The sequence below is a fragment of the Flavobacteriales bacterium TMED191 genome (genome assembly GCA_002171975.2).
Classification (GTDB): domain Bacteria; phylum Bacteroidota; class Bacteroidia; order Flavobacteriales; family TMED113.
On sequence record NHIO02000051.1, the window covers coordinates 39,540 to 65,684 of the forward strand.

The 26,145-nt window shown below is 32.1% G+C and carries 19 protein-coding genes and 1 pseudogene; 10 read left to right on the plus strand and 10 right to left on the minus strand.

Features of this window, described 5'->3' with window-relative positions:
* The first annotated feature begins 107 nt into the window (after positions 1-107).
* The 5 genes from CBD51_005890 to CBD51_005910 are packed head-to-tail and all read left to right on the plus strand — an operon-like array spanning position 108 to position 6,494.
* Complete coding sequence (locus tag CBD51_005890) at positions 108-977, plus strand: M23 family metallopeptidase (GenBank protein RPG58026.1); 870 nt, start codon at positions 108-110, stop codon at positions 975-977.
* 1 nt (position 978) lies between these two features.
* Entirely contained in the window at positions 979-2,475 is a 1,497-nt protein-coding gene (locus CBD51_005895; GenBank protein ID RPG58027.1) for a hypothetical protein, read from the plus strand.
* On the plus strand, positions 2,465-3,628 hold the full coding sequence (locus tag CBD51_005900; GenBank protein ID RPG58028.1) for a 1-deoxy-D-xylulose-5-phosphate reductoisomerase: 1,164 nt from the start codon (positions 2,465-2,467) through the stop codon (positions 3,626-3,628). Before CBD51_005895 ends, CBD51_005900 begins: the two co-directional genes overlap by 11 nt.
* A complete protein-coding gene (gene rseP, locus CBD51_005905; GenBank protein ID RPG58029.1) occupies positions 3,625-4,962 on the plus strand; it encodes an RIP metalloprotease RseP in 1,338 nt (445 codons plus the stop codon). Before CBD51_005900 ends, rseP begins: the two co-directional genes overlap by 4 nt.
* Before the next feature lie 5 nt (positions 4,963-4,967).
* Entirely contained in the window at positions 4,968-6,494 is a 1,527-nt protein-coding gene (locus CBD51_005910; protein RPG58030.1) for an aldehyde dehydrogenase family protein, read from the plus strand.
* 10 nt (positions 6,495-6,504) lie between these two features.
* On the opposite strand, the gene CBD51_005915 is transcribed toward CBD51_005910, so the two are convergent.
* Genes CBD51_005915 through lysS form a run of 3 tightly spaced genes read right to left on the minus strand, consistent with a single transcriptional unit; the run spans position 6,505 to position 10,013 of the window.
* On the minus strand, positions 6,505-8,070 hold the full coding sequence (locus tag CBD51_005915; GenBank protein ID RPG58031.1) for a M28 family peptidase: 1,566 nt from the start codon (positions 8,068-8,070) through the stop codon (positions 6,505-6,507).
* Between the two features lie 12 nt (positions 8,071-8,082).
* A complete protein-coding gene (gene rpiB / locus CBD51_005920; protein RPG58032.1) occupies positions 8,083-8,505 on the minus strand; it encodes a ribose 5-phosphate isomerase B in 423 nt (140 codons plus the stop codon).
* Positions 8,502-10,013 (minus strand): lysine--tRNA ligase, encoded by a 1,512-nt coding sequence (gene lysS, locus CBD51_005925; GenBank protein ID RPG58033.1) that lies wholly within the window; start codon positions 10,011-10,013, stop codon positions 8,502-8,504. The genes rpiB and lysS overlap by 4 nt, the downstream gene beginning before the upstream one ends.
* A 44-nt stretch (positions 10,014-10,057) precedes the next feature.
* On the opposite strand from lysS, the gene lipB reads away from it, so the two are divergent.
* From lipB to CBD51_005945, 4 genes are read left to right on the plus strand one after another with little or no spacing between them, the layout of a single operon-like run.
* Complete coding sequence (gene lipB / locus CBD51_005930) at positions 10,058-10,741, plus strand: lipoyl(octanoyl) transferase LipB (protein ID RPG58034.1); 684 nt, start codon at positions 10,058-10,060, stop codon at positions 10,739-10,741.
* Positions 10,742-10,744: 3 nt separating this feature from the next.
* Positions 10,745-11,917: a class C beta-lactamase-related serine hydrolase gene (locus tag CBD51_005935; protein ID RPG58035.1), complete on the plus strand. Its 1,173-nt coding sequence runs from the start codon at positions 10,745-10,747 to the stop codon at positions 11,915-11,917.
* Between the two features lie 4 nt (positions 11,918-11,921).
* Positions 11,922-13,481 carry an ABC transporter ATP-binding protein gene (locus CBD51_005940; GenBank protein ID RPG58036.1) on the plus strand — a complete coding sequence of 520 codons (1,560 nt, stop codon included), beginning with the start codon at positions 11,922-11,924 and terminating at the stop codon, positions 13,479-13,481.
* 3 nt (positions 13,482-13,484) lie between these two features.
* A complete protein-coding gene (locus tag CBD51_005945) occupies positions 13,485-14,561 on the plus strand; it encodes a hypothetical protein (protein RPG58037.1) in 1,077 nt (358 codons plus the stop codon).
* 294 nt (positions 14,562-14,855) lie between these two features.
* On the opposite strand, the gene uvrC is transcribed toward CBD51_005945, so the two are convergent.
* Positions 14,856-16,595 (minus strand): excinuclease ABC subunit UvrC, encoded by a 1,740-nt coding sequence (uvrC, locus tag CBD51_005950; GenBank protein RPG58038.1) that lies wholly within the window; start codon positions 16,593-16,595, stop codon positions 14,856-14,858.
* 44 nt (positions 16,596-16,639) lie between these two features.
* On the opposite strand from uvrC, the gene CBD51_005955 reads away from it, so the two are divergent.
* Positions 16,640-17,623, plus strand: a complete 984-nt coding sequence (locus tag CBD51_005955; GenBank protein RPG58039.1) for an aspartate-semialdehyde dehydrogenase — start codon at positions 16,640-16,642, stop codon at positions 17,621-17,623.
* Here the strand turns inward: CBD51_005955 and CBD51_005960 are convergent.
* The 6 genes and pseudogenes from CBD51_005960 to CBD51_005985 all read right to left on the minus strand — a co-directional run bounded on the left by CBD51_005960 (position 17,604) and on the right by CBD51_005985 (position 26,141).
* Positions 17,604-19,874 carry a sodium-translocating pyrophosphatase gene (locus CBD51_005960; GenBank protein RPG58040.1) on the minus strand — a complete coding sequence of 757 codons (2,271 nt, stop codon included), beginning with the start codon at positions 19,872-19,874 and terminating at the stop codon, positions 17,604-17,606. The genes CBD51_005955 and CBD51_005960 overlap by 20 nt on opposite strands.
* 63 nt (positions 19,875-19,937) lie before the next feature.
* Complete coding sequence (locus tag CBD51_005965) at positions 19,938-20,504, minus strand: lipoprotein signal peptidase (GenBank protein RPG58041.1); 567 nt, start codon at positions 20,502-20,504, stop codon at positions 19,938-19,940.
* The gene (locus CBD51_005970) at positions 20,504-20,887 is read right to left on the minus strand and encodes a TraR/DksA family transcriptional regulator (protein ID RPG58042.1); all 384 of its coding nucleotides are present in this window, start codon (positions 20,885-20,887) and stop codon (positions 20,504-20,506) included. The genes CBD51_005965 and CBD51_005970 overlap by 1 nt, the downstream gene beginning before the upstream one ends.
* A 20-nt stretch (positions 20,888-20,907) precedes the next feature.
* Positions 20,908-24,232, minus strand: a pseudogene (locus tag CBD51_005975) (isoleucine--tRNA ligase).
* A 2-nt stretch (positions 24,233-24,234) separates the two neighbouring features.
* On the minus strand, positions 24,235-24,660 hold the full coding sequence (locus CBD51_005980) for a RidA family protein (GenBank protein ID RPG58043.1): 426 nt from the start codon (positions 24,658-24,660) through the stop codon (positions 24,235-24,237).
* Between the two features lie 26 nt (positions 24,661-24,686).
* Positions 24,687-26,141, minus strand: coding sequence for an aldehyde dehydrogenase (locus CBD51_005985; GenBank protein ID RPG58044.1), 1,455 nt, complete (start codon positions 26,139-26,141; stop codon positions 24,687-24,689).
* Positions 26,142-26,145: the final 4 nt, after the last annotated feature.

Below are 26,145 nucleotides of genomic sequence, written 5' to 3' on the forward strand. Positions count from 1 at the left end.
TAGTTGCTATCTATTAAAACGTATATAAAATTATTTTATTTTTTTTACTATACACATGTTTTGACAATCTATTTTCCGATATTTGATTAAATCTGTTTTATCTAAATATGTGGAATAGCCAAAAAAAAAACAACAGTTGGATAGTTAAACATTTAACTAACACCTTCAGTGTGATTTCAATAAACAGGTCCTCATTAGAAGAGAGAAAAATAACGGAATTTAAGGGTTATCAACTTTTAGCGCTTGCGGCATACTCCTCTTTACTAATATTAATTGTTTCTTTTTGTCTGATAGCATATAGTCCAATTAAAAGCATTCTTCCTCAAGCGGAATTAGATAAAAAAAAGAAGATCATTGAGTTAATGATTCACATCGACTCTTTAGAAAGAGACTTGTTTATCAAAGCTCAATACGTAAATGCAATTACCAGAATAATAAATGGCGATATTATAGATAGTGTGATACCTGTCTTCAATAAAGAGTCAATTGTTTATGAGGACTTAACATTGTCACCATCAAAAGCCGACTCAACTCTACGAAAAGAGGTTGCAGATGCCGACCTATACAATATCCCATCATCTTACAAAGATAACATCGGGCAATTAGAAGATTTTGTTTTTTACAGGCCCGTTGATGGTTTGATAACAAGTCTTTTTAATCCTCAAGAACAACATTTTGGTTTAGACATTGTTACAGAAACAAATGCGTCGGTTAAGTCGTGTTTAGATGGTGTGGTGCTTTTTGCAGATTGGTCAAGTTCTAAAGGGAATGTAATAATTATTCAGCACGTTGATAATATAGTATCAGCATATATGCACAATGCGCTTTTAGTTAAAGAAACAAATGATTTAGTTAAGGCTGGAGAAGTTATTGGTGTGGTTGGTAATAGTGGCGAATTAACATCTGGACCGCATTTACATTTTGAGTTGTGGCAAAATGGCACACCCATAAATCCTGAGGATTATATAGATTTTTAATATGGCACTGTCTAGTTTTATATTAAAAATATTAGCACAAAAACAATATAAAAAGAGCTCGCTAATGCAGGCGTCTGCCGTTAAAGATCAAAGCATTGTGCTAAAAACAATACTAAAAAGAGGAGTACGCTCTTTGTTTGCCCGCGATTTAAATCTTTCTAAAAAAACCACATATCACAAGTTTAAACAAAACACTCCTATAACTGACTATGAATACATCAAGCCTTATGTTCGAAAAATTTCCGAGGGTAAAAAAAATATACTTACACAAGGAACACCAGCTTATTTTGCGATCACTTCTGGTACAACATCGGGAACAAAATATATTCCCCTCACAAAAGAAATGATGTCGTTTCAGACACAAGCAATAAAAGAGCTTTTGTTATTATATGCTTATCAAACCAATAATTATAACGTTTCTAATGTGGGAATGATGTTTATTCAGGGTTCTCCCGAGCTTAAATATTTCAACCAAATCCCTTACGCTAAATTGTCTGGTATAGCCGCAAGACACATACCGTTTTTTCTTAAAAAAAACAGATACCCTTCAATGAAAACAAATTGTATTTCTAACTGGAATGAAAAAATATTTAAAATTGTTGAAGAAACTCACAATAAGGATATGTCTATTATTGGTGGAATACCGCCATGGGTATTAACTTACTTTGATTCATTATTAAATTATACAAACAAAAAAAATGTTTTAGATGTTTTTCCTAATTTAAAACTTTATATCCACGGAGGAACATGCTTTGATAGTTATAATGATTCATTTTTAAACTTTTGTGGCAAAATTGACACACTTGAAGTTTACCCTGCTTCTGAGGGTTTTTTTGCGTATCAAAACATATTACAAGAACAAGGTCTTTTGTTGTTAACAAACCATGGAGTGTTTTATGAGTTTATTAAACTAGAAGATTATAAAAAAGGGGGGAGAGAGCGCATTTGTTTAGAGGATGTTTTAATAGATGTGGATTACGTGATGATTGTTTCTACAATAGCTGGATTGTGGGCATACAACACCGGAGACACCATTAGGTTTATTTCAACAAAACCCTATAAAATATTATTTAGTGGAAGAGAGTCTCAATTCTGCTCTGCATTTGGAGAGCATGTAATCGAAAAAGAGGTGCAGTTAGCTCTTAAAAAAACGATTGAGTTGGTTGGAGGCTCTGTTGCTGAGTTTTCGGTTTGCCCTCATGTTTTAGAAAGGCCAAAACTATCTCACCACATGTGGTTTGTTGAGTTTATTAAAAAACCTTCAAATTTAAATTTATTTACAAAAACACTAAACGAGGAGTTGGAAAATCAAAACATATACTATAAAGACCTTGTTGTTTCTGGTATTATTGGTCCTCTAAAAGTTTTTTGTGTTAAAAAGGGTGGGTTTAATGAATATATGAAATCTATTGGTAAATTTGGGGGACAAAACAAATGTCCTCACCTTTCAAATGACACAAAAATTGGGGACTTTCTAACTAATGGATATGTCTACTAAAAAAAATATTGTTATTTTGGGTTCTACTGGTTCTATTGGAACACAAACACTTGAAATAATTTCCAGGTTTCCAAATTTATTTAATGCATATATATTAAGTGCCAACAGAAACCACGAACTACTATTTAAGCAAGCAAAATTTTTTAAACCAAGACATGTAGTAATTAATACCGAAATAGGATATCGTTTTTTACAAGAAGGTTTAAAAAAACAAAACACTAAAGTATGGTTGGGGGATGATGCGTTGTGTCAACTGATGTTTGAAAAAGATATTGATTTGGTTTTAACTGCTATTGTTGGTAGTGCCGGTTTAAAGCCAACAATAAGTGCAATTAATTCTCATAAAAATATTGCTCTTGCAAATAAAGAAACTTTAGTTGTAGCTGGAGAATTAATTATGCGCCTGGCAAAGAAGAAAAATGTTTCAATTATTCCTGTAGACTCTGAACACTCTGCTATTTTTCAATGCCTAGTTGGTGAGTGTTCCAAGAATATTAAAAAGTTGATTCTTACTGCTTCAGGCGGTCCTTTTTTGAAACATAAAATGGAAGATTTTAAAAACATCACTGTTGAGAGGGCGTTAAAACACCCTAATTGGGATATGGGAGCGAAAATCACAATCGATTCTGCCACCCTCATGAACAAGGGTCTTGAAGTAATTGAGGCATATTGGTTGTTTGGTGTTAGTCAAAAAAATATTGAGGTAGTTGTTCACCCAGAGTCAATTATACATAGTTTGGTTGAGTTTATAGATGGTTCCGTTAAAGCTCAACTGGGGGTCCCAACTATGACAACTCCAATCCTATACGCTCTATCACACCCTAAAAGGATTAATTATAATAAAACCGCTTTTAATTTAAGTAAATATGGTTCTTTAAAATTTTCCGAACCGGATCTCATTAAATTTCCACACCTAAAGCTTGCTCTAGACGCTCTTGGCTTGGGCGGCACGGCACCGTGCGTCTTAAATGCTGCTAACGAAATTGCAGTTGAAGCGTTTTTAAATAAAAAAATAAAGTTTCTAGACATGATAAAAATCGTCGGGAAATCATTAGAAAATTTTACTTTTGTAAAAAATCCAAATCTAGATGATTATTTGTCAGCAGATGCAGAAACGAGATTAATAGCAAATAATTTAATTAAAAAATTATGATACAAATATTACAATTATTATTAAGCTTGTCCATTTTGGTAGTATTACACGAATTTGGGCACTATGCAGCAGCAAGATTTTTCGGTTGTCGTGTAGAAAAGTTTTATTTATTTATGGACTGGGGGGTTGGCGGTTGGAGCGGCTCATTGTTTAAAAGAAAGTTTGGTGACACAGAATTTGGGATTGGTTGGGTTCCTTTGGGTGGTTATGTTAAAATTGCTGGGTTCATTGATGAGTCTATGGATTCTAAGGGGGTAGAAAGCGAACCTCAAGAGTGGGAACTTAGGTCAAAACCGGCTTGGCAAAGATTAATTGTGATGTTGGGTGGTATTTTTATTAATGTGGTTTTAGCCTGGTTTTTGTACTCTATTATTCTTTTTTATTGGGGGGAAAAATACATCCCCATGGAGAAACTGGTAGATGGTTTTTCATTTAATGAGGGGGGAGAGTTACTAGGCTTTCAGGATGGCGACAAAATAAAGGCTATTGATGGGGTTGATTTAATGGAGTATGACCCAATGTTTGTTATGAGTTCTATTTTGTTTGAGGGTGCTCAAAGTGTTGATTTGATAAGAAATAATGAAACAATTACATTGTTTTTGGATAAGTCCGCAATAAATACGGTTATTAGCAACATACAAACATATGAGGGAAACGTAATTTCACCCAACTTTAAATGGATTGTAGATGAAATTTTTTCTACAAGTCCTCTGAAAAGCTCATTATTAAAAGAGGGCGATAGAATTGTAAAAATAGATTCTTTAGATACCCAATTCATTACAACAGAAGCCAAAAAGTATCTTCTTTCTAAAGTTGGGAAAAGTATAAAACTAACATATAGAGACTCCCGTTCCAATGAAAACACAATTAAACTAACTGTTCCTAATGACGGTTTGTTGGGGGTGGGTATAACTCGTGGATATTATGATGATAAGCGGTATACATTTGGTGGGTCTATATCTGCTGGATTTAAAAAAACCAGCGAAACTATTAAAATGTATTGGGGTCAAGTAAAAACTATATTTAACCCTAAAACTGGAGGATATAAACATGTTGGAGGCTTAATAAGTATTGGAAAAATGTTTCCCGGGGACTGGAATTGGTTGGCTTTTTGGTCTATGACCGCTTTGCTTTCTATAATTTTAGCAATTATGAACCTTTTGCCTATTCCCGCTTTGGATGGGGGTCACGCTCTAATTGCTTTAATTGAGATGATTTCAGGAAAAAAACTTCCCTTAAGTGTTTTAATGCCTCTTCAAATAATTGGAATGGTGCTTTTATTTACATTATTAATCTACGCTAACGGCATGGATGTTGTTAGATTATTTAACTAAAAATTATGAATGATTTATTGAAAAATTTAAATATCGAAACTAACCACCCTGGAACATCTACTGGGCTAAATTGGGAAAACAATCAAGAAGAAAGTTTTGTATCCCTTTCCCCTGTTGATGGTAAAGAAATTGGTAGAGTTTTTTCTACTTCTAAAGATAATTATAACGATGTTATAATTAGTGCACAACAAGCTTTTAAAGTTTGGCGTGTTATTCCTGCACCGAAAAGGGGAGAAATTGTTAGACAGTTTGGTGAAGAATTAAGAAAAAATAAAAGTGATTTAGGGCGTCTAGTTTCTTATGAAATGGGTAAATCTTATCAAGAAGGGTTAGGTGAGGTTCAAGAAATGATCGACATATGTGATTTTGCTGTAGGTCTTTCAAGGCAACTTTGTGGTATTACCCTCCACTCCGAAAGAGTACAACACAGGATGTATGAACAGTATCACCCCTTGGGAATTGTTGGGATAATTTCCGCTTTTAATTTTCCTGTTGCTGTCTGGGCCTGGAATGCCGCATTAGCCTGGGTTTGTGGAGATGTTTGTGTTTGGAAGCCTTCAGAAAAAACGCCATTCTGTGCTATTGCGTGTCAAAAAATTATGTCTAAAGTTTTAAAAAGAAACTCATTGCCAGAGGGAGTCTCATGTTTAATTAATGGTGACTACAGGGTGGGTGAGTTCTTAACCTCTGACAAAAATATTCCTTTGATTTCTGCCACAGGATCAACCCGAATGGGCCGAATTGTTGGTGCAAAAGTTGCAGAAAGATTTGGAAAAACCATATTAGAGTTGGGTGGAAATAACGCAATGATTATGTCACCAAATGCCGATTTAAATATTGGAATGGTTGGAGTGGTTTTTGGTGCAGTTGGCACAGCTGGTCAAAGATGCACATCAACACGGCGACTAATTATACATGAGTCAATTTATGATGACGTAAAACATAAATTAATCCAAGCGTATAAACAAATAAAAATTGGTAACCCCTTGGATGAAAAAAACCACATGGGCCCGCTTATTGACAAAAGTGCTGTAGAAGCATACAAGGATGCGCTTATTAAGGTTGAAAAAGAAGGAGGCAAAATTGTTGTTCCTGGTGGAGTTTTAGGTGGAGATGGATTTGAGTCTGGTTGTTATGTTAAGCCTGTCGTTGCTGAGGCAGATAATGATTTTAATATTGTTCAAACAGAAACTTTTGCTCCGATACTTTATATTATGAAGTATTCCAAAATTGAAGATGCTATTGAAATCCAAAATAGCGTTCCACAAGGTTTATCTTCGGCAATTATGACAAACAATATTAAAGAAGCCGAAACCTTTTTATCTCACGCTGGTTCTGACTGTGGTATTGCAAACGTAAATATAGGAACTTCTGGGGCAGAAATTGGTGGTGCGTTTGGTGGTGAAAAAGAAACTGGTGGTGGTCGAGAGTCGGGTTCTGATGCGTGGAAAGCGTACATGAGAAGACAGACTAACACAATTAACTATTCAAGTGAGTTGCCACTAGCTCAGGGAATAAAATTTGATTTTTAGTGCCAAAAACTTAAAAGTCATTCTTTTTATCAACCCTTGGTCTATCAATTCCATTAGCAATCTCCCATGCGGTATAAAAAATTAATCGAGCGGTTTTTTCAACCTTTTCGTAAATTATTTTTTCGTGTGTATCTGTGTGCATGTGATAATCCTCATGTACTCCACTAAAATAAAATATTGATGGAATGTTTTTTTTGGCAAAATTATAGTGGTCTGATCTGTAATAAAATCTATTTGGGTCACTAGGGTCGTTAAACGTATAGTCTAAATTTAGCCCCACATATTCGTTATTTGTTTTTTCCGAAAGGTTGTGTAGGTCTGTGCTTAATTTATCAGAACCTATTAAATATACATAATTGCTATCATTTGGGTGATTTTTGTCAACCCTTCCAACCATATCAACATTTAAACAGGTTATAGTTTTATTTAGTGGGAAGATGGGATTTTCCACATAAAAATATGAACCAAGTAAGCCCTTTTCTTCAGCTGAGTTGGCAAAAATTAAAACACTTCTTTTTGTTTTTTTTCCTAACTTTTTAGCTGCCTGAAACGATTCTGCAACTTCTAAAAGAGCTGCAGTCCCCGTTGCATTATCATCGGCACCATTATGGATTTTGCCATTTATTACCCCTATGTGGTCATAGTGTGCTGTGATTACAACAACCTCTTCTTTTAAATCGGGGTCTGAACCTTCAATAAAACCTAATACATTTTTGCCAACAAAAAATTCTTCTATAGTTTTCGTGTCAATTGAAATCGGTTTTTTAACATATTTAGTTGCAGTTGTTTCCGTGTGTAGAATTGTATCTATAAGTGGGGCTATAGATTTAATGTTAAGTAGGTCTTTTGCTATTTTTTTGTCAACAAAAAAAAATGGTATTGATGCTTGTTTTGCAACCAAAAAAACACCAGGATTTTTAATGCGGTGACTAAACAGCTTGTAGTCTTTTTTTATGTTGTTTTTTATTATTAAAAGTGCTTTTGCTCCTTTTTGTTTTGCGGTTTTTAATTTTTCCCTATAGCTAGCTTTTGGTGATTTTTTATTTGTCCCTGAGACAAGATACTGACCCTCTTTATTGGTCGGTTCGCCATCAAAGACTAGTAGTATTTTGTTTTTTACATCTACATTGTAATCACTGTAATTTTCTGAATCAATTCCGTAACCTAAAAAAACTATATCGCTTGAAAAAATACTAACATCCTTAAATTTAGGGTAACTGTAAAAGTTTTGGCCAAAAAAATACCTTGTGTGACCAACTTTTATTTTAGCATAGTCGAACTTTCTTGATCCTAAACTAAACTCTTGATAATAGCTTGAGTCTTTGAGTGGAGGGATATTAATTTGTTTAAAATAATTTGATATATAATCCGCCGCTAAAAGCTCACCATTAGTCCCAACCTCTCTTCCCTCTAAGGAGTCTGAAGCTAATACAAATACGTGCGATTTGATTTTTTTAATCTTGTTTTCTATTGACCAACTTGTTGGTTGTGGTATATTTTGGTCACTTTGCGAAAGAGTTACAAAAAAAACTGCAACAACAAGCATTAAAACTGTGTTTTTGTTTATGTAGTTCATTTTATGTTGGTTTTAAATTTTTTCAACTCTTCTTTTGTGTCTTCCCCCTTCAAATGGTGTTTCTAAAAAGTTTTTAATTATACTTTTAGCTTCACTAAAGCCAACAAATCTTGCCGGCAAAGAGATTATATTGGCATCATTGTGTGCTCGTGCTAATTTAGAAATTTCTGGTGTCCAACAGAGCGCAGCTCTAATTTTTTTGTGTTTATTTGCTGCCATACTAACCCCGTTTCCACTTCCACATATTAAAACCCCAAAATCTGCACCAACAACAACCTCTTTTGATACAAGGTGGGCATAATCTGGGTAGTCTACACTTTCTTTTGAAAAGGCTCCCACATCTAAAACTTGTGCGCCATAAACCTCTTCTAAAAAGTTTATTATTTTTGATTTATACTCAAAACCGGCATGGTCTGATCCTATTGCTACTTTCATTGGTTTTCTGGTTTCATTTGAGGAAAAAACAAAACATCTTGAATGGTGGTTTTGTTTGTTAAAAGCATTGTAAGCCTATCCATTCCTATTCCTATTCCCGAAGTTGGTGGCATGCCATATTCGAGTGCTGTTAAAAACTGTTTATCAATAACCATAGCTTCGTCGTCACCCTTTTCACCCAGTAACATTTGTTCTTCAAAACTTTCTTTTTGTTTAATTGGATTGTTTTGTTCAGAGTAGGCGTTAGCTATTTCTTTTCCATTAACAAAAAGCTCAAACCTTTCTGTTAAACCCCTTTTTGTTCGGTGTTTTTTAGATAGTGGAGACATTTCTGACGGGTAGTCTGTTATATATGTTGGTTGTATCAGTTCTTTTTCGCAAAACTCTCCAAAAATTGCATCCCACAACTTTCCTTTTCCCATTGTTTTATTTATTGTAATATTTTTTTCTTTACAATAATCTTGTAGGTTTTCCTTGGTCATTTGTGAGACATCATCGCCTGTTTTTTCTTTTATAGAGTCGAAAAAGGGCTGTCTTTTGTAAGGACCCTTGAAATCTATTTGACTATTGTTGTGGTTTATTTTTGTTTTTCCACACACTCCAATTACAGTCTCCTCCAAAAGTTTCTCAACAAATTCCATCATCCAAACATAGTCTTTATATGCAACGTAAAACTCTAACATTGTAAACTCTGGGTTGTGTGTTCTGTCCATACCCTCGTTTCTAAAGTCTTTAGCAAATTCATACACCCCCTCTTTACCACCTACAATTAGCCTTTTAAGGTATAGCTCGTTTGCTATTCGCATATATAGTGGCATGTCTAGTGTGTTGTGGTGTGTAATAAATGGTCTCGCTGCTGCACCCCCTACAATTGGTTGAAGTATGGGGGTTTCCACTTCCATATAGCCGACACTATTAAGTTTATTTCTAATTATATTAAATATTTTTGTTCTTGTTTCGAAAACACCCCAAGCATCATCATTAACAATTAAGTCTAGAGATCTTTGTCTATATCGGAGTTCTGTGTTTTTAAATGCATCGTGTGACACCCCCTCAGAGTCTGTTTTTACTATTGGAAGTGGTTTAATTGATTTTGATAAAACTTTTATGTTTTTAACCATTATACTAATTTCCCCCACTTTTGTTTTAAAAACACTTCCCTCAACACCTATAATATCACCAATGTCTAAAAGTTTTTTAAATACTTTATTATACATGGATTTATCTTCTCCTTCACAAATTTCATCTCTATTTAAATATAGTTGTATTCTTCCTTTAAAATCTTTTAGTTCAACAAAGGAGGCTTTACCCATTATTCTTCTGCTCATTATTCTTCCCGCCAAAGAAACATTTTGAAAGTTGTTTTTTTCTGAGTGATAGTTTTCTTTTATTTCTTTGCTGGTCGCAGTTATTTTAAACTCCTCTGCTGGATATGGGTTGTGTCCCATGTCTATTAATTCGTTGAGCGAGTTTCTTCGCGCCTGTTCTTGTTCTGTATATTTTTCCACTATTTAATTTAATTTTATCAAATATAGTTATATTCATATAACAAATGAATACCGTTATTTTTAAAAACTTAGGTATAGTTGATTTTAAAACAGCTTGGGATAAACAAGAGTTGCTTTTAAAATCAATAATAAAAGACAAGAGATCGGGTGTAAAAACCAAAAACTATCTTCTGTTTTGTCAACATCCGCATGTTTATACTTTAGGTAAAAGTGGGGACAGTAAAAACCTGCTTATAAATGAAGCTCAGCTTAAAAAAAATCAGGCTGCCTTTTATAAAATAAATCGTGGAGGAGATATAACTTACCATGGTCCTGGCCAATTAGTTGTTTATCCTATTTTTGATTTAGATAATTTTTTTACAGATATTCATAAATACTTGCGGTATTTAGAGCAGGTTGTTATTGATGTTTTAAGACATTTTGATCTTTGTGGAGAGAGGTTGGGTGGGTCAACGGGTGTTTGGGTGTCTCCAAAAAAAAACAATGAAAACTATAAAAAAATTTGTGCAATGGGTGTAAGGGCAAGTCGGTGGGTTACAATGCACGGTTTGGCTTTTAATGTCAATGTTGATTTAAATTATTTCAACAATATTGTTCCTTGTGGAATACAGGACCGAGGTGTCACCTCCTTGTGTGCTGAGCTTGATAGGGATGTGCCCATGAAAGATATAGAGTTACTTTTTAAAAAGTCTTTTGAGAATGTTTTTAATTTTTTTTTAAAAACTTAGATTATGAGGGGGGGGGTTGTTTTTATATTTTTAACAATATTGTTTGGTTTTATTTTTGACCTTTCTTATTTGGCTCATGGTGTTAGATGTACTTATTTGAGGGGTGAAAGTTCTGCTCAAGTAGATGATTATAGTTTTTTTTTTACACGACCTGTTGTTGCAAATCACCCCTTTATTATTCCAAAGTCTATAAATTATAAAAACAAAATTGTTAATGACTCTCTAAATGCTGCCCTTGTTAAATATAAAAGCACGGCTTTTTTGGTTGTTCAAAACGACAGTGTTGTGCTTGAAAAATACTGGGGAGATGGTGGGCCTGATGTTTTGTCTAATTCTTTTTCAATGGCTAAAAGTATAATGTCTTTGCTTGTGGGGTCAGCTATAGACGAGGGTTTTATTGAGAGTGTTGATCAGGACATTGTGTCCTTTATTCCGGAAATTGAAAACTTTGATAACAAAAACCCTGTGAAGATAAAACACCTTTTAGGGATGTCTTCTGGTTTAAGTTGGTTAGAAAACTACAAACGGCCGATAAGCGTAACTGCGAAAGCTTATTATGGTAAAAATATTAATGACTTAATGTTTAAACAAAACTTTATTTCTAAACCGGGTGAGTTTTTTAAATACCAAAGTGGTGACACTCAACTTCTTGGTGTTTTGTTAGAGCGGGCTGTTGGTGAAAGCGTTTCAGATTACGCTAGTCATGCCCTTTGGTCTAAAATTGGTGCCTCAAAAAACGCTTTGTGGTCCTTAGATTCTAGTGATGGGTCGGAGAAAACCTTTTGTTGTTTTAATAGTACAGCTAGAGACTTTGCTAAAATAGGGCTTTTAATGTTAAATGGTGGGCAACTAAATAATTCTATAGTTGTTAGCCCTGAGTATTTTCGTTGGTTATTTAGTGTTCCTTTGTTAAAAATGGGTGATAAAAAATCCTCTCGCTTTGGAAAAGTGATTAAACACTATTCTAACTCTTGGTATGTTGCTAAAGTTTTGGATTATGATGTTTTTTATGCTCGCGGCTTTTTGGGACAATATATTGTAGCTATTCCTGATTTAAACTTGGTGTTTGTTCGACTTGGAAAATCCGAAGATAGTGCTTCAAATAATAATGATTTTTTATTAACTAACAGTCTTAGTTTTTATATTGAGCAGGTTATTTTAGAATTCAAACATTAAAAGAATGTCTTTACTAAAAATAAAAAACCTTAATATCACTGTGAAAAACAAACCCCTTTTAAAGGGTGGTTTTTTTAGTGTTGAAGAGGGGGAGATTGTTGGTCTTTTTGGGGCATCAGGCTCTGGAAAGTCTGTTTTTTCATTGTTTTTGATGGGTTTTTTAAATCAAAATAAATCTTTTGTTGTGTCCTCGGAGCTCTCGAAGTATAATTACCTTTCTACTTATTTTGATTTAAACTCCAAACATGCTTCCTCTTGGCAGAAATTTAGGTCCAATGAGGTTTCAATGATTTTTCAAGACCCAGCTTCTAGTCTTAATCCAACTCTTAAGTGTGGTCAACAATTAAAAGAAGCATGTGTTAAAATTGTTTCTAACAATAATTCTTTTATTAAAAAAAACTGTGTTCATTTGTTAAATGAGGTTGGTGTCGAGTTTCCTGAAAAAATTATTAATTCATACCCTCACGAACTTTCCGGGGGACAAAAACAACGAGTAGTAATAGCTATTGCTCTTGCTTCTGAACCACGACTATTGATTGCTGATGAACCTACTACTTCTTTAGATCCTGTTACACAAAGAGGGGTTTTAGATTTATTGTTGAAAATAAAAAAAACGCGGAATATTGGTGTTGTTTTAGTGAGTCATAATTTAGACTTAATAAAATACTACTGCGATAGATTTTATATTTATAAAAACCGTACTTTTTTTTCTTCTTCTTCATTAGATGGTGTAAGTTATATTAAAAAAAAGGAGGTTTTGTTGAATATTTTAAAACTAAAAAAATACCCTAATTTTAATGCTTCTCATCTAAACTCTATAATTAAAAGCTTTAAAAAAAATACAGGTTTTTCTGATTTCTCTCTAGATTTAAAAGATGTTAATGTTGTTTTTAAAAAAAACAATATTAAATTTTCGGCTATAAAAAATATTAACCTTTCCCTAGTTAAAGGTGGTGCTTTGGGTGTTGTTGGTGGTTCTGGTTCTGGAAAAACAACTCTTGGAAGGGTTCTCTGTGGGATAGAAAAAAACTATACCGGTTATTATAATCATAAAGACTCTTTTTTTTTAAAAAATTGTATTCAAATGGTTTATCAAGACCCATATTCAACATTTAATCCTAAAATAAAATGTGGTAAATCTGTACTAGAAATAATTTCTCATTTTAAATCAAATGTTACGGTTCAAGAGCTTTTTAGCTTGGTTGGTTTAGATTATAAATATATTAATCTTTATCCTCATGAGCTCTCTGGAGGGGAAAAGCAAAGATTGTCTATTGCTCGTGTTATTGCTTCTTTTCCTAAAGTAATTGTTTTTGATGAGTCTCTTTCTGGTTTAGATTTAGATGTACAATTGTCTGTTTTGGATTTAATTAAGTTTATAAATATTAATTTAAATATTTCTGTTGTTTTTATTTCTCATGATATAAATTCTGTTTCGTATTTATGCAAAAATATTATGGTTTTAAAAAAAGGGGTAATTGTTGATTTATTTGAATCAAGTAATTTATTATCTAAAAAAAGAAATATTTATACAAAAAAAATCATACAAAATTCAAACTTTTAAAATATGAGAACTTTATTTTTTTTTATTTTTTTTTTATTTTTTTCCTGTAAAAAAACAGAAAATTTAAACAATAATATTTTTAAATTAAATAGTTCTGTTATAGAAATAAAAAATAAAAATTATACTATAAATGATACATTAATAATTCCTTACAATAAAACATTATTAATTAATATTGGTGTAACTGTAAATTTTAAAAAAAATGGTTTAATTATTAATAATGGTAATTTAAATATTGGTAAAAGTAATGATAGTATTTCTTTAAATTACTATAAAAATAAATCCAGTTTTTTTAAAGGTTCTATATTTTTATCAAATAATAATAATTTTAATTTAATAAATAACTCAATATTAAAAATTGATAATACTTATTTAAAAAATATTTCTATTAATTCTAATAAAGGATCTATAATTATAGATAATTCTATTTTAGAGTATTGTTATATTAATTTTTCAGATGAAAAATTAATAATAAAAAACAGTATTATTAATAAAAATTTAAATAGTTATTTAATTAAAGATTGTAATAATTTTATTTTAAATAATTGTTTAATAATAAATTCTGAAAAACTTTTAAAACTTAAATCCACTAAAAAAATTAATATAATAAATAATATTTTTTATACAAATAATTATGTTTTTGAAATTTTAGAAAACAATGATAATTTTTCTTTTTTTAATAATTTAATTGTAAATAATAAAAACCTTATTATTTCCAATAATGATAATAATTTAAATTATTATTTTATTAATAATACTTTTGATAAAAATAATACAATAATTGATATAAATAATTTAGTTAATTATGATAATTCTATTATTTCTAAAAACAATATTTTTAATAATAATAAACCTAATTTTAAATTAAAAAATATAAAAATTAATAATAGTTATTGTATTTCAAATAATTATAATTTAAAGGGTTATTATAATTTATTAACTGATCCAATTTTTATAAATATAAATGAATTTAATTATTCATTAAGCGATATATCTCCTGGTTTAAGTTTAGGTACAAATAATTTAAATATAGGAGCAAATATAAATAACATTGATATTATTAAATATTTAAAATATTAATATATAGTATATAATAGTAATGTTAATATATACAATAAAAATTTTAATGTTTAATTGTATATATAAATTATTAAAATTTATTAACATATTATTAATATAATTTACATCTAATAAACTTTAATTATTAACCTTATAATTTATTATTAAATAATATATAAATGTTATTAAATATTTAATAAATAATTGTTAATATAGATTCAAATTATAGTGATAAAAATTTATAAAAATTAGATGTTTTTTTTTTGTTAAATAACTTGTTAATAAACTACATCTATTATTATATATTTATTAACATCAATTGTTAAAATAATTAAAAACCAAATTACCTTTTTTTTCACCTATAAATAATATTAATTGTTCTTTACTGAGGGATTTTATTTTATTTATAGTTTTAAATTTTTTTAAAAGTTTTGTAACACTAATTTCTCCCAGACCATATATATTATTTAATTCAGAATTAATAAAATATTTATTTCTTTTATTTCTATGATTTTTTAAACAAAATCGATGCGCTTCATCTCTAATAAATTTTATTAATTTTAAAGAATTAGAATTGTTATTTAAAATTATTTCAGTTTTATTATTTGTATATATAATTTCATTTTTTTTTGCAATACTTATGCATTGTAATTTATTTAATTTTAATTTATTCAAAGATTTAATAGCAGATGATAATTGTCCTTTACCTCCGTCTATGACTATTAAATCAGGTAAATTTTCACAATTAGCATACCTTCTATAAACAACCTCTTCAATTGCTAGGTAATCATTTATACCTTCAAAAGACTTTATATTAAAGAACCTATAATCTTTTTTAGAAGGCTTACCATTTTTAAAAACAACACATGACCCTATAGAAAATTTTCCGCTTAAATGAGAAATATCAAAACATTCAATATGATAAGGAATATTATTTAAATTTAAATTTTCTTTTAGGGAGATAATATCAGTATAATTTTTAACATTGTTTTTATTAATAAAACCAATCAAATTTTTATAACTTAAATCTAAGACATCCTTTTTATAACCAGTTAAAGGATAAACAACTTTTCTCCCATGAAATGAAGAAAGTTTAATATTGGAAATAATTTCTTTAGAAAGAGAACCATAATCAACAAAAGCACGAGATAAAAAACACTTTAATAAAAAGTCGAAACTCCAGTTAATGGTTTTTTTAATTTTTGAATTTTTTAAAAAAGTAATTGACCCTTCTACAACTTTTATAAAATTAACATAGAAATACCCCCCTTTTTCTAAAACAAAAAAGCAATCAATATTTAAATTTTTAGAACTAATAACAACACTTTTGTGTTTAAGGCTTTTTAATGAAGTTATTTGATTTTTAAGATCATTAGCTTTTTCAAACATTAAATTATCTGAGTATTTAAATAGTTTTTTTTCAAGACCCTTTATTACTTTCAAATATCTTCCAGACAAAAGCTCTTTTATAGATTCTATATTTTTATTATAATCTATTTCTTTTTGTAATCCTTCGCAAGGACCTAAACACTTTTTTAAATGATAATCTAAACAAACCTTATGTTTTTTTACACGTATGTTTTTTTCCGATAAATTAAAACTACAAGATCTTACAGGATAGTATGATATTATAAATTTATATAAACTTTGAAGAAGTTTTTTAGAAACATAAGGACCAAAATAAAAAAAATCAGGATTTGTTTTTCTACGAGCAATAAAAACACGGGGAAAACGCTCATTTGTAATACATAGCCAGGGGTAAGATTTATCGTCTTTTAATAAAACATTGTACTTAGGTTGATGTTTTTTTATTAAATTATTTTCTAAAAAAAAGGCATCATTTTCATTTTTAACTAAAAAATAATCAATAAAAAAAGCCGACTTTATAATATATAAATCTTTATCAGTTTTTCCCTTAAAATAAGAAGAAACCCTATTTTTAAGTTTATTAGATTTACCCACATAAATAACCTTCTTTTTTTTATTGTAAAAAACATAAACACCAAAAGTGTTAGGAATATTTTTAATTTTTAATAAAGAAGACTTATCTAACATTAATATAAATTATTAAATTTCTATAAAATTAAAACAAAATACTCATGGTTATAGCATTGATTGGAGCAACAGGTTTAGTAGGCAAAGAAATAATTAAAAAACTAGAAATAAATAAAAAGTTTAAAAATTACGACTTTTTATTTGTTGCAAGTAAAAAAAACAAAAATAGACACGTAATTTTTAAAAAAAAGCAACACAAAATTATTTCAATAAAAGAAGCCATAAAAAATAAACCCAATTACGCTCTGTTTTCAGCTGGCTCTGAAGTTTCAAGAAAGTTTGCTAAAAAATTCACCAACACGGGCACAACCGTTATAGATAATTCATCTGAGTTCAGAATGAAAAAAAACCACAAACTTATAGTGCCCGAAATAAATGGGAAAAAAATAAAAAAAGAAGATAAAATTATTGCAAATCCAAATTGTTCAACAATACAACTAGTGCTTCCACTTTTTTCTTTACATGAAAAGATAGGCATTAAAAGACTTATAGTTTCAACATACCAGTCGGTGTCTGGCTCGGGCCAAAGGGGAGTTGACCAACTACAACAAGAAATAAAAGAAAAAAAAGTAAAAAACCCCGCATATTTAAAACAAATTTATAACAACGCCATACCACATTGCGATGTTTTTTTAAAAAACGGATATACCAAAGAAGAGGAAAAAATAATAAAAGAAACAAATAAAATTTTTGAATCAAAAATTAAAATAACAGCTACAGCAGTAAGAGTTCCAACCACAGGGGGACACGGGGAAAGCGTGAATGTTGAGTTAAAAAAACAAACAAGCATAGCAAGAATAATCAAGATCATAAGCAAACAAAAGGGTGTACAGGTAAGTACAAACGAAAACTACATAACACCAATAGAGGCAAAGGGTAGTGATGATGTTTTTGTTTCTAGAATTAGAAAAGACACATCTTGTCAAAATAGTTTTAACATGTGGATTGTTGCCGACCCATTAAAAAAGGGAGCAGCAACAAATGCCATGCAAATTTTAGAAAAAATAATTAGTCTAAATAACCAATAGTATTGTCCTCTTCCAAGGAAACACTTTTTTTAACAAACTGTGTTTTATCAACTTCGTCTACACTATCACTAGAGTGGTCATAATCAGCATTCTTAACACTAATGTGTGGGGCAATAACCAAAGCCACTATACTCATTAGTTTTATTAAAATATTCATAGAAGGACCAGAGGTGTCTTTAAAGGGGTCACCCACCGTGTCTCCAGTTACAGACGCCTTGTGCTCTTCGGAACCCTTTTCACCATCCGCTTCGATAGACTTTTTAGCATTGTCCCAAGCACCTCCCGCGTTATTTTGAAAAATACCCATCAAAACTCCCGAGACAGTTACTCCAGCCAACAATCCACCAAGCACTTCAGGACCAAAACCAAAACCAACAACAACAGGGACAACTAATGGTATCGCTCCAGGTAAAATCATTTCACGAATTGATGCGTTTGTTGAGATTTCAACACACTTTTCGTATTCAGGAGTAGTTTTGCCCTCCATTATGCCAGGAATCTCTTTAAACTGTCTGCGAACCTCCATAACCATATCCATTGCGGCACGACCAACAGCAGCAATAGCTAAGGATGAAAAAATAAAAGGAATCATGGCGCCAATAAAGAGAAAGGCTAATACTTCCGCTTTATAAATATCAATAGAGTCAATTCCCGCTAAACCAACAAAAGCAGCAAATAAAGCAAGCGCAGTTAGTGCAGCAGACGCAATAGCAAAACCCTTTCCAGCTGCGGCAGTTGTGTTTCCAACCGCATCAAGATTATCAGTTCTTTCACGAACCTCTTTTGGGAGACCGCTCATTTCGGCAATTCCTCCTGCATTATCTGCAATAGGACCGAAAGCATCAATTGCTAACTGCATGGCCGTAGTTGCCATCATCCCCGCGGCAGCAATAGACACACCATATAGACCAGCAAACATAAAAGAAACAACAATTCCCCCCGCTAATACTAAAATTGGAAGTACTGTTGATTCCATACCAACCGCTAGCCCGCCAATTATATTTGTTGCGTGGCCGGTTTCAGATTGTTTTACAATTGAATTCACAGGTCGTCTTCCCATAGATGTATAATACTCAGTAATAATTGACATAAGCCCACCAACAACTAAACCTGTAAAAACAGCCCAAAACACACCCATTTTTGAAAAAACCTCACCCCCACGAATTGTAAAAGAACCATCAGGAAGAATGGCCATAATAACAAAATATGATGCAATTAAAGTGAAAACAATAGAAAGCCAATTTCCCATATTTAGAGCGCCCTGAACAGAGCCACTATCATTTTTTATTTTAACAAAACCTGCACCTACAATAGAAAAAAGCAACCCTAATCCTGCAATAACCATTGGCAATAAAATAAAATTAGTGGATGGAAAAACTTCTCCACCCATAACACCAGCTAAATCAGAAACACCACTAATAACCTTTCCTGCGCCAACAACAACAATCTCTCTACCGAGCACCATTGTGGCTAAAATGGTTGCCACGTAAGAACCAAATAAATCAGCTCCCATTCCAGCAACATCTCCCACATTATCTCCCACATTATCAGCAATTGTTGCTGGGTTTCTTGGGTCGTCTTCGGGAATACCAGCCTCAACCTTTCCAACTAAATCCGCCCCAACATCAGCAGCTTTTGTGTAAATACCACCACCAACTCTAGCAAACAGCGCAATCGATTCCGCACCCAAAGAAAAACCAGCTAAAACCTCTAGAGCAAGCTCCATTTTTAATGGATCAATATACCCCCCACCAAAAATAGCACCATGAATATTTATAAAAATAATAAACAAAGAGCCTAGTCCAAAAACAGCCAACCCTGCAACACCAAGCCCCATAACAGTTCCCCCAGTAAAAGATACTTGAAGAGCTTTCGCTAAACTGGTTCTAGCCGCTTGAGTTGTTCTAACATTAGCTTTTGTGGCTATATTCATACCAAAATATCCCGCAAGTGCAGAAAACACAGCGCCAATAACAAAAGAAATTGCAATTGCACCACCACTTGGACCATGCAACATTACACCAGACCAAGCTAATAGTGCAGCAGCAATTATAGAAAAAACACTTAAGACTTTCCACTCAGCAACAAGAAACGCCATAGCACCTTTTGCTATGTGCCCTGAAAGTTCTTTCATTTTTTCATCACCAGGGTCTTGTTTTGACACCCAGTTCGATTTTAAAAACATAAACAATAAACCAACAACACCCAAAACAGGTGCTACAAAAATTAAATTATCTAATAAAAAGTTCATAAAAAATATTTTTTTAGTTTGGCAAATATAAATAACTAAAAGAAAAAACTAGAACAAAAAGTTTTATTTTGTTGGAATTTGTTTATGTAATAACAATAGTAAAAAAGCCCCAATTGTTATAGAACTGTCAGCAATGTTAAAAATATATCTAAAAAAAACAAACTCTTTTCCACCCAAAAAAGGAAGCCATTCGGGGTAGGTTCCACTAAAAATAGGTAAATAAAACATGTCAACAACTTTTCCATGAAAAAGAGGCGCATAATCAAACAACACACCATAAAAAACACTATCTATAATATTTCCAATAGCTCCGGAAATAATTAAAATAAAAGCAAAAATTAAAACAGTAGAACCTTCTTTATTTTTTATTAAGCGGTTAAGCCAGAAACAAATAAAACAAACAAAAAGAATTCGAGTTAGTGTAAGAACTGCTTTACCATGTTTACCAAAAAACTCTAAGCCAAAAGCAAAACCATTGTTTTCAACAAAATATAAAACAAACCATGGCAACACAACAAAACTTTCACCAATTTCAAAAGATGTTTTAATATAAATCTTTAACAACTGGTCTAATAAAACAATTATTATAATTGGTATTAAGAGACCGCGGTAGCCCCGTAAAAAAAACACTATTTAGACTTGTTTTTAGCCTCTATACTTAGGGTTGCGTGTGGAACAAGAACTAGTCTTTTTTTAGAAATTAACTTTCCAGTTTCTCTACAAATGCCATAAGTTTTGTTTTCAATCCTTATTAAAGCGTTTTTTAGATCACGAATAAACTTTTCTTGTCTTGAAGCAAGAAGAGTGTTGGATTCTTTTGAAAGTGTTTCAGACCCCTCTTCAAAAGACTTAAAGGAGGAATAGGTGTCATCAGTCCCATTAGAAGAAGCGTTACTATAAGAGTCTTTTAATAGTTTTAGGTCTTTTTGAGCAATTTCAATCTTTTTAACAATAATTTCTCTAAACTTATTCAACTCTACATCAGAGTATCTTTTTGAAACACCTTTACTCATTGTATATTCAATTTATTTGTTTAAACTAACTCAACACCAATATACAGTTTAAAATCATTAAATTCAAACAGAAAACTATTTTTTGGGTCAGAATCTGTGCGTGTTATTGAGTTGGCCAAAAGCTCCTTTGAAACATAAGTTTTATGTGCTTCAACCATTTTTAAAGCAACCTGGTCACCAAACAAATAAAGTTTAATTTTATCAGTAACAACAAGCCCCATTTCTTTTCTCAACCCCTGCACCTTATTTACAAACTCTCTTGAGTAACCTTCTGAAATAAGATCTTCAGAGAGTTGTGTGTTTAATGTAACTAAAAGACCATCAGACTGAGCCGTAAGATACCCGGGCATATTTTCTACACGAACCAAAAGGTCCTCTTCTTCAAGCTTTAATACATTACCATTGATATTTATATCTATTTGTTTATTGTCCTCATAAAAACCAACATCAAAATCTGACAAAGCATTAACAGCCACCACAATATCCTTAATTAAATTGCCGTGTTTTTTTCCCAACACAGGAAAGTTTACCACAAGCTTACGTTTCACCATTTTGTTTGAATTTTCTGCAAACAAAACCCTTTTAACGTTTATTTCAGATTTTATAATATCATGTAATAGATTTTTATCAGAGCTTTTCCCACTTAAACAAATAGTGATTGAATAAAGAGGTTGTCTAACTCTAATTTTTTGTTTTTTTCGAAGAGAAAGCGCCAACGAACAAACCTCTTTTGTGAGGCTCATAGAAGACAAAAGCTCTTTGTTAATTTGTTTAGATAAATTTTGTGGAAAACTTGCTAAATGAATAGACGTGTGACACTCTTTGTTAGTGTTGAGGTTTAGGTCGCGGTACAATTGGTCCATAAAAAAGGGGGCAATAGGTGAAGAGAGTTTAGCAACAACCACCAAACAATCATACAGTGTTTGATATGCAGAAATTTTAGTTTGATCATATTCACCTTTCCAAAAGCGCCTTCTACAAAGTCTTACATACCAATTGCTCAACTTATCAACAACAAAAGACTGAATTTCTCTTCCAGCAAGTGTGGGTTCAAATTCATTATAAAAACCCTCCACAACAGCTATAAGTTGATCTGCTTCCCCTACAATCCACTGATCTAACAACGGTCGTTCATGTATTGGAACACTAGTCTCTGCATATTTAAAATCATCAATATTAGCATATAAAGAAAAAAATGAATAAATATTATGCAGAGTACTAAAAAAACGCTGTTTAACCTCAACAACCCCACCAATATCAAACTTTAAATTGTCCCATGGTTGAGAATTTGTTATCATATACCACCTAATTGCATCAGCACCGTGTTTAGCCATTTCTTTGAAAGGGTCAATAGAGTTTCCAAGTCGTTTAGACATTTTTTGGCCATTTTTGTCTAAAACTAATCCATTTGAAATAACATTTTTATATGCAACTTCACCGAAACACATAACGGCAATGGCATGCAATGTATAAAACCACCCTCGTGTTTGATCAACGCCCTCAGCAATGAAGTTTGCGGGAAAAAACTCTTTTGAGTCAATCAAGTTTTTGTTTTCAAATGGGTAGTGCCACTGGGCAAATGGCATGGCACCCGAGTCGAACCAAACATCAATTACATCATTTTCTCTATACAGGGGGGTTCCTTCGGGGTCGCATAAAACAATCTTGTCAACCATGTTTTTGTGTAAATCAAATAAGTTGTAGTTTTCACTGCTCATGTTTTTTGGGTCAAAATTTTCTAACGGGTTAGTTTTCATGTGTCCCATTTTTACTGAGAATGCACACAATTCCTTAAGCTCCCCAACAGAACCAACACAAACTACATGATTAGAGTCTTTGCTTTTCCAAATGGGCAATGGAATACCCCAAAATCGTGATCTAGAAAGATTCCAGTCATTAATATTTTCAAGCCAATTTTGAAAACGTCCCTCTCCAGTGCTTTTCGGTTTCCAGTTAATTGTTTTGTTTTTTTCAATCATTAAATCCTTGTATTTTGTTGATTGAATAAACCAAGAGTCTAAAGGGTAGTATAGTATGGGCTTATCGGTTCTCCAACAGTGAGGATAACTATGCTCATATTTTGATGAACCAAAAGCTCTCCCCATTCCCTTAAGTTTCACAACAATATCCACATCAACAGACTCTTCTTCATCATTATCACCAAAAGCTGGTTTTATTGGGCGACCTGAAAACTCACCTAAACCATCAATGAAAAAACCATTTAAATCAACAATTGGAACCGCCTGACCCTCAGAGTTTGGAACCAACATAGCTGGTAACTTTTCTTTTTTTGAAACCAAAAAGTCGTCAGCACCAAATGTTGGAGCCAAATGGACAATACCAGTTCCGTCACTTGTGGTTACAAAATCTGCGCTTACCACGCGAAATGCACCATCAGGGTTGTCCGAGGGTTGAACATAATCAAAAAGCTGTTCATATCTTAAATCAACTAAATCAGACCCCAAACACAACTTAACCACACGATAATTGATGGTGTTTTTCTTGTCAAAAATGGATAAAATTAAATCCTCTGCACATATAACAAAACACTCTTTTTTTGTATATGGGTTTATAGTTTCAATAATAGCGTATGATATTTTTTTACCCACAGCAAGACCAGTGTTTGCAAACAAAGTCCAAGGAGTAGTGGTCCAGGCCATAAAAAAAAACATCGGTTTCGGTTTGTATTATTTTAGAATGATTAAGCACCTTAAATAATGCTACAACACTCAGGTCCTTTACAACTCTATAACAACCCGGTTGATTAAGTTCGTGAGAACTTAATCCTGTACCTGCTGCAGGAGAATAGGGTTGTATTGTGTAGCCTTTGTAAATAAGTTTTTTATCAAAAAGTTTTTTTAATAAAAACCACACAGTTTCGATATATTTATTTTCATAAGTTATATACGGAGATTCTACATCTACCCAATAACCCATAAGTTTTGTTAACCTGTTCCACTCTTTGGTGTATTTCATAACTGTTGTTTTACAAGCCAAATTGTAATCAGAAATAGAAATACTTTTTCCAATATCATCCTTTTTAATTCCAAGCTCTTTTTCAACACTTAATTCAACAGGCAGCCCGTGGGTGTCCCATCCAGCACGCCGTTCTACCCTAAAACCACTAAGCGTTTTATATCTACAAAAAATATCTTTTATTAATCTAGCCATTAAGTGGTGGATGCCGGGCAGACCATTTGCTGAGGGCGGACCCTCATAAAAAACAAACATATTATCTCTAGGTCTTTGATTGACACTTTTTTCAAAAACTCCATTTTTTTCCCACAGTTCATTTATGGTGGAACAAATTTGTGATAAATCTAAATTTTTATGCTCTGGAAACATTGTTAGGTTTGTTTTTTTAGGTAAGCAATCACTTTTAATTCAATAGCAATCGGAGTTGGTAAAGAAATAACTTCGACAGTTGTTCTAGTTGGAAAGGGTCCACTAAAATACTCCTTGTAAATATTGTTAAAAGTTTTAAAATCATCTTTCATGTTTGTTAAAAAAACAGTTACATCAACAATATCATTCCAATCAGCCCCAGAGTCTTTAAGCACTAGTTTAACATTTTCAAAAACAGCAACACACTGCTCATAGATATTATAATTAACAATTTCCCCGTCACTATTAAGATTTACACCAGGAATGGATTTTTGATTGCGCTTTCTAGGACCAACACCAGACAAAAAAAGAAAATCACCTACTTTTTTTGAATGAGGATAGTGCCCCACAGGTTTTGGCGCACTATTAGAATTAAAATGATTTTTCATACCAAAATATTATCAGGTTAAATATATTATATATTATTGTTGTTTTCAATCTTAAGACACACATTTTTCGTCTCTGTAAAAAAGTTCAAAGAATGGTAGCCCCCCTCTCTGCCTAAACCAGAGTGAAGCATTCCACCAAAGGGAATTCTTAAATCACGCATTAACCATGTGTTGATCCAAACAAGCCCCGAGTTAATTTGGGCCGCCAAACGATGTCCCCGTGAAATGTTACTTGTAAACACGGATGCTGCTAATCCATATTTAGTATGGTTGCACATTTTTATAACTTCTTTTTCAGATTTGAAGGGGATTATTGTTACCACTGGTCCAAAAACCTCCTCCGTATTAATGGGGTCTGTGTATTTGGTGTTTTCAAGGATTGTAGGTAACATATAATATCCACCCGACAACTTTCCATTTAAAGAAATACTTTTTCCACCACTAATAACTTTTGCGCCCGCTTTTTTAGCAGAATTAATTTTTTTAATAATTTTTTCTAAGTGTTGTTTTGACACAATTGCACCTAAATCAGTTGTTTCTTTTAAGGGGTCTCCTACAATCAATGATTTTGTTTTTGTAAAAAATGCATTTAAGAACTTTTTATAAATTTTTTGTTCCACAAATATTCTAGATCCACATAAACAAATTTGTCCTTGATTTAAAAAAGCCGACCTTACAGCTGTTTTTACCGAAAGGTCAAAGTCACAGTCTGCAAAAATCACCGTTGGGTTTTTGCCTCCAAGTTCAAGAGAACACTTTTTAAAATTTACAGCCGCATGTGATGCAATAAGTTTCCCAGTTTCTGTACCACCAGTAAATGAAATTACATCAGACATTTTGACAATTTCGTGTCCTGCAGAATCACCGTAACCATGGACAATATTTATAACACCCTTGGGAAATCCAATTTGTTTACAAATTTTACTTAGCAAAAATGCGGTGTAAGGAGTTACTTCAGAGGGCTTGGCTACAACTGTGTTGCCAGCAGCTAGTGCAGGAGCAATTTTCCATGTGAGTAAATAAAGTGGGAGGTTCCAAGGAGAAATACAACCAGCAACACCTATGGGGGGTTTTAGTGTGTAATTGAGGGCATTACCATCCATGTCATGTGATTTAGAGTCAAAATGCAATATAGCTGTAGCAAAAAATCTAATATTTGTTGAACAACGAGGAATGTCCATTTTTTTTGCCAGCCAAAGAGGTTTGCCGTTGTCTCGACTTTCAGCTTTGGCTAAATCTTCGGCATTTGCGTCGATTGCATCAGCAAGTTTCATCATCCAGTCATAACGGTGTTGTTTTGTTGAACTGCCCCACAAACCGAAAGCTTTTTTTGCCGCCTTAAAAGCAGAGTCAACATCTTTTTTATTGCTGTTAGGAGTTAAAGAGTATATGTGCCCATTAGCAGGACTAAAATTGTTAATATATTGTCCATCAATAGGTTTAGCAAGTACACCATTAATATAATTTGCTAGTTTTTTCATACTT

Coding starts and splice junctions, on each gene's coding strand:
- CBD51_005900 (RPG58028.1), top strand. CDS start 2,465: ATGTCTACTAAAAAAAATATTGTTATTTTGGGTTCTACTGGTTCTATT.
- rpiB (RPG58032.1), bottom strand. CDS start 8,505: ATGAAAGTAGCAATAGGATCAGACCATGCCGGTTTTGAGTATAAATCA.
- CBD51_005985 (RPG58044.1), bottom strand. CDS start 26,141: ATGAAAAAACTAGCAAATTATATTAATGGTGTACTTGCTAAACCTATT.
- CBD51_005960 (RPG58040.1), bottom strand. CDS start 19,874: ATGAACTTTTTATTAGATAATTTAATTTTTGTAGCACCTGTTTTGGGT.
- CBD51_005890 (RPG58026.1), top strand. CDS start 108: ATGTGGAATAGCCAAAAAAAAAACAACAGTTGGATAGTTAAACATTTA.
- CBD51_005955 (RPG58039.1), top strand. CDS start 16,640: ATGGTTATAGCATTGATTGGAGCAACAGGTTTAGTAGGCAAAGAAATA.
- uvrC (RPG58038.1), bottom strand. CDS start 16,595: ATGTTAGATAAGTCTTCTTTATTAAAAATTAAAAATATTCCTAACACT.
- CBD51_005910 (RPG58030.1), top strand. CDS start 4,968: ATGAATGATTTATTGAAAAATTTAAATATCGAAACTAACCACCCTGGA.
- CBD51_005940 (RPG58036.1), top strand. CDS start 11,922: ATGTCTTTACTAAAAATAAAAAACCTTAATATCACTGTGAAAAACAAA.
- CBD51_005970 (RPG58042.1), bottom strand. CDS start 20,887: ATGAGTAAAGGTGTTTCAAAAAGATACTCTGATGTAGAGTTGAATAAG.
- rseP (RPG58029.1), top strand. CDS start 3,625: ATGATACAAATATTACAATTATTATTAAGCTTGTCCATTTTGGTAGTA.
- CBD51_005895 (RPG58027.1), top strand. CDS start 979: ATGGCACTGTCTAGTTTTATATTAAAAATATTAGCACAAAAACAATAT.
- CBD51_005935 (RPG58035.1), top strand. CDS start 10,745: ATGAGGGGGGGGGTTGTTTTTATATTTTTAACAATATTGTTTGGTTTT.
- CBD51_005945 (RPG58037.1), top strand. CDS start 13,485: ATGAGAACTTTATTTTTTTTTATTTTTTTTTTATTTTTTTCCTGTAAA.
- CBD51_005980 (RPG58043.1), bottom strand. CDS start 24,660: ATGAAAAATCATTTTAATTCTAATAGTGCGCCAAAACCTGTGGGGCAC.
- lipB (RPG58034.1), top strand. CDS start 10,058: ATGAATACCGTTATTTTTAAAAACTTAGGTATAGTTGATTTTAAAACA.
- CBD51_005915 (RPG58031.1), bottom strand. CDS start 8,070: ATGAACTACATAAACAAAAACACAGTTTTAATGCTTGTTGTTGCAGTT.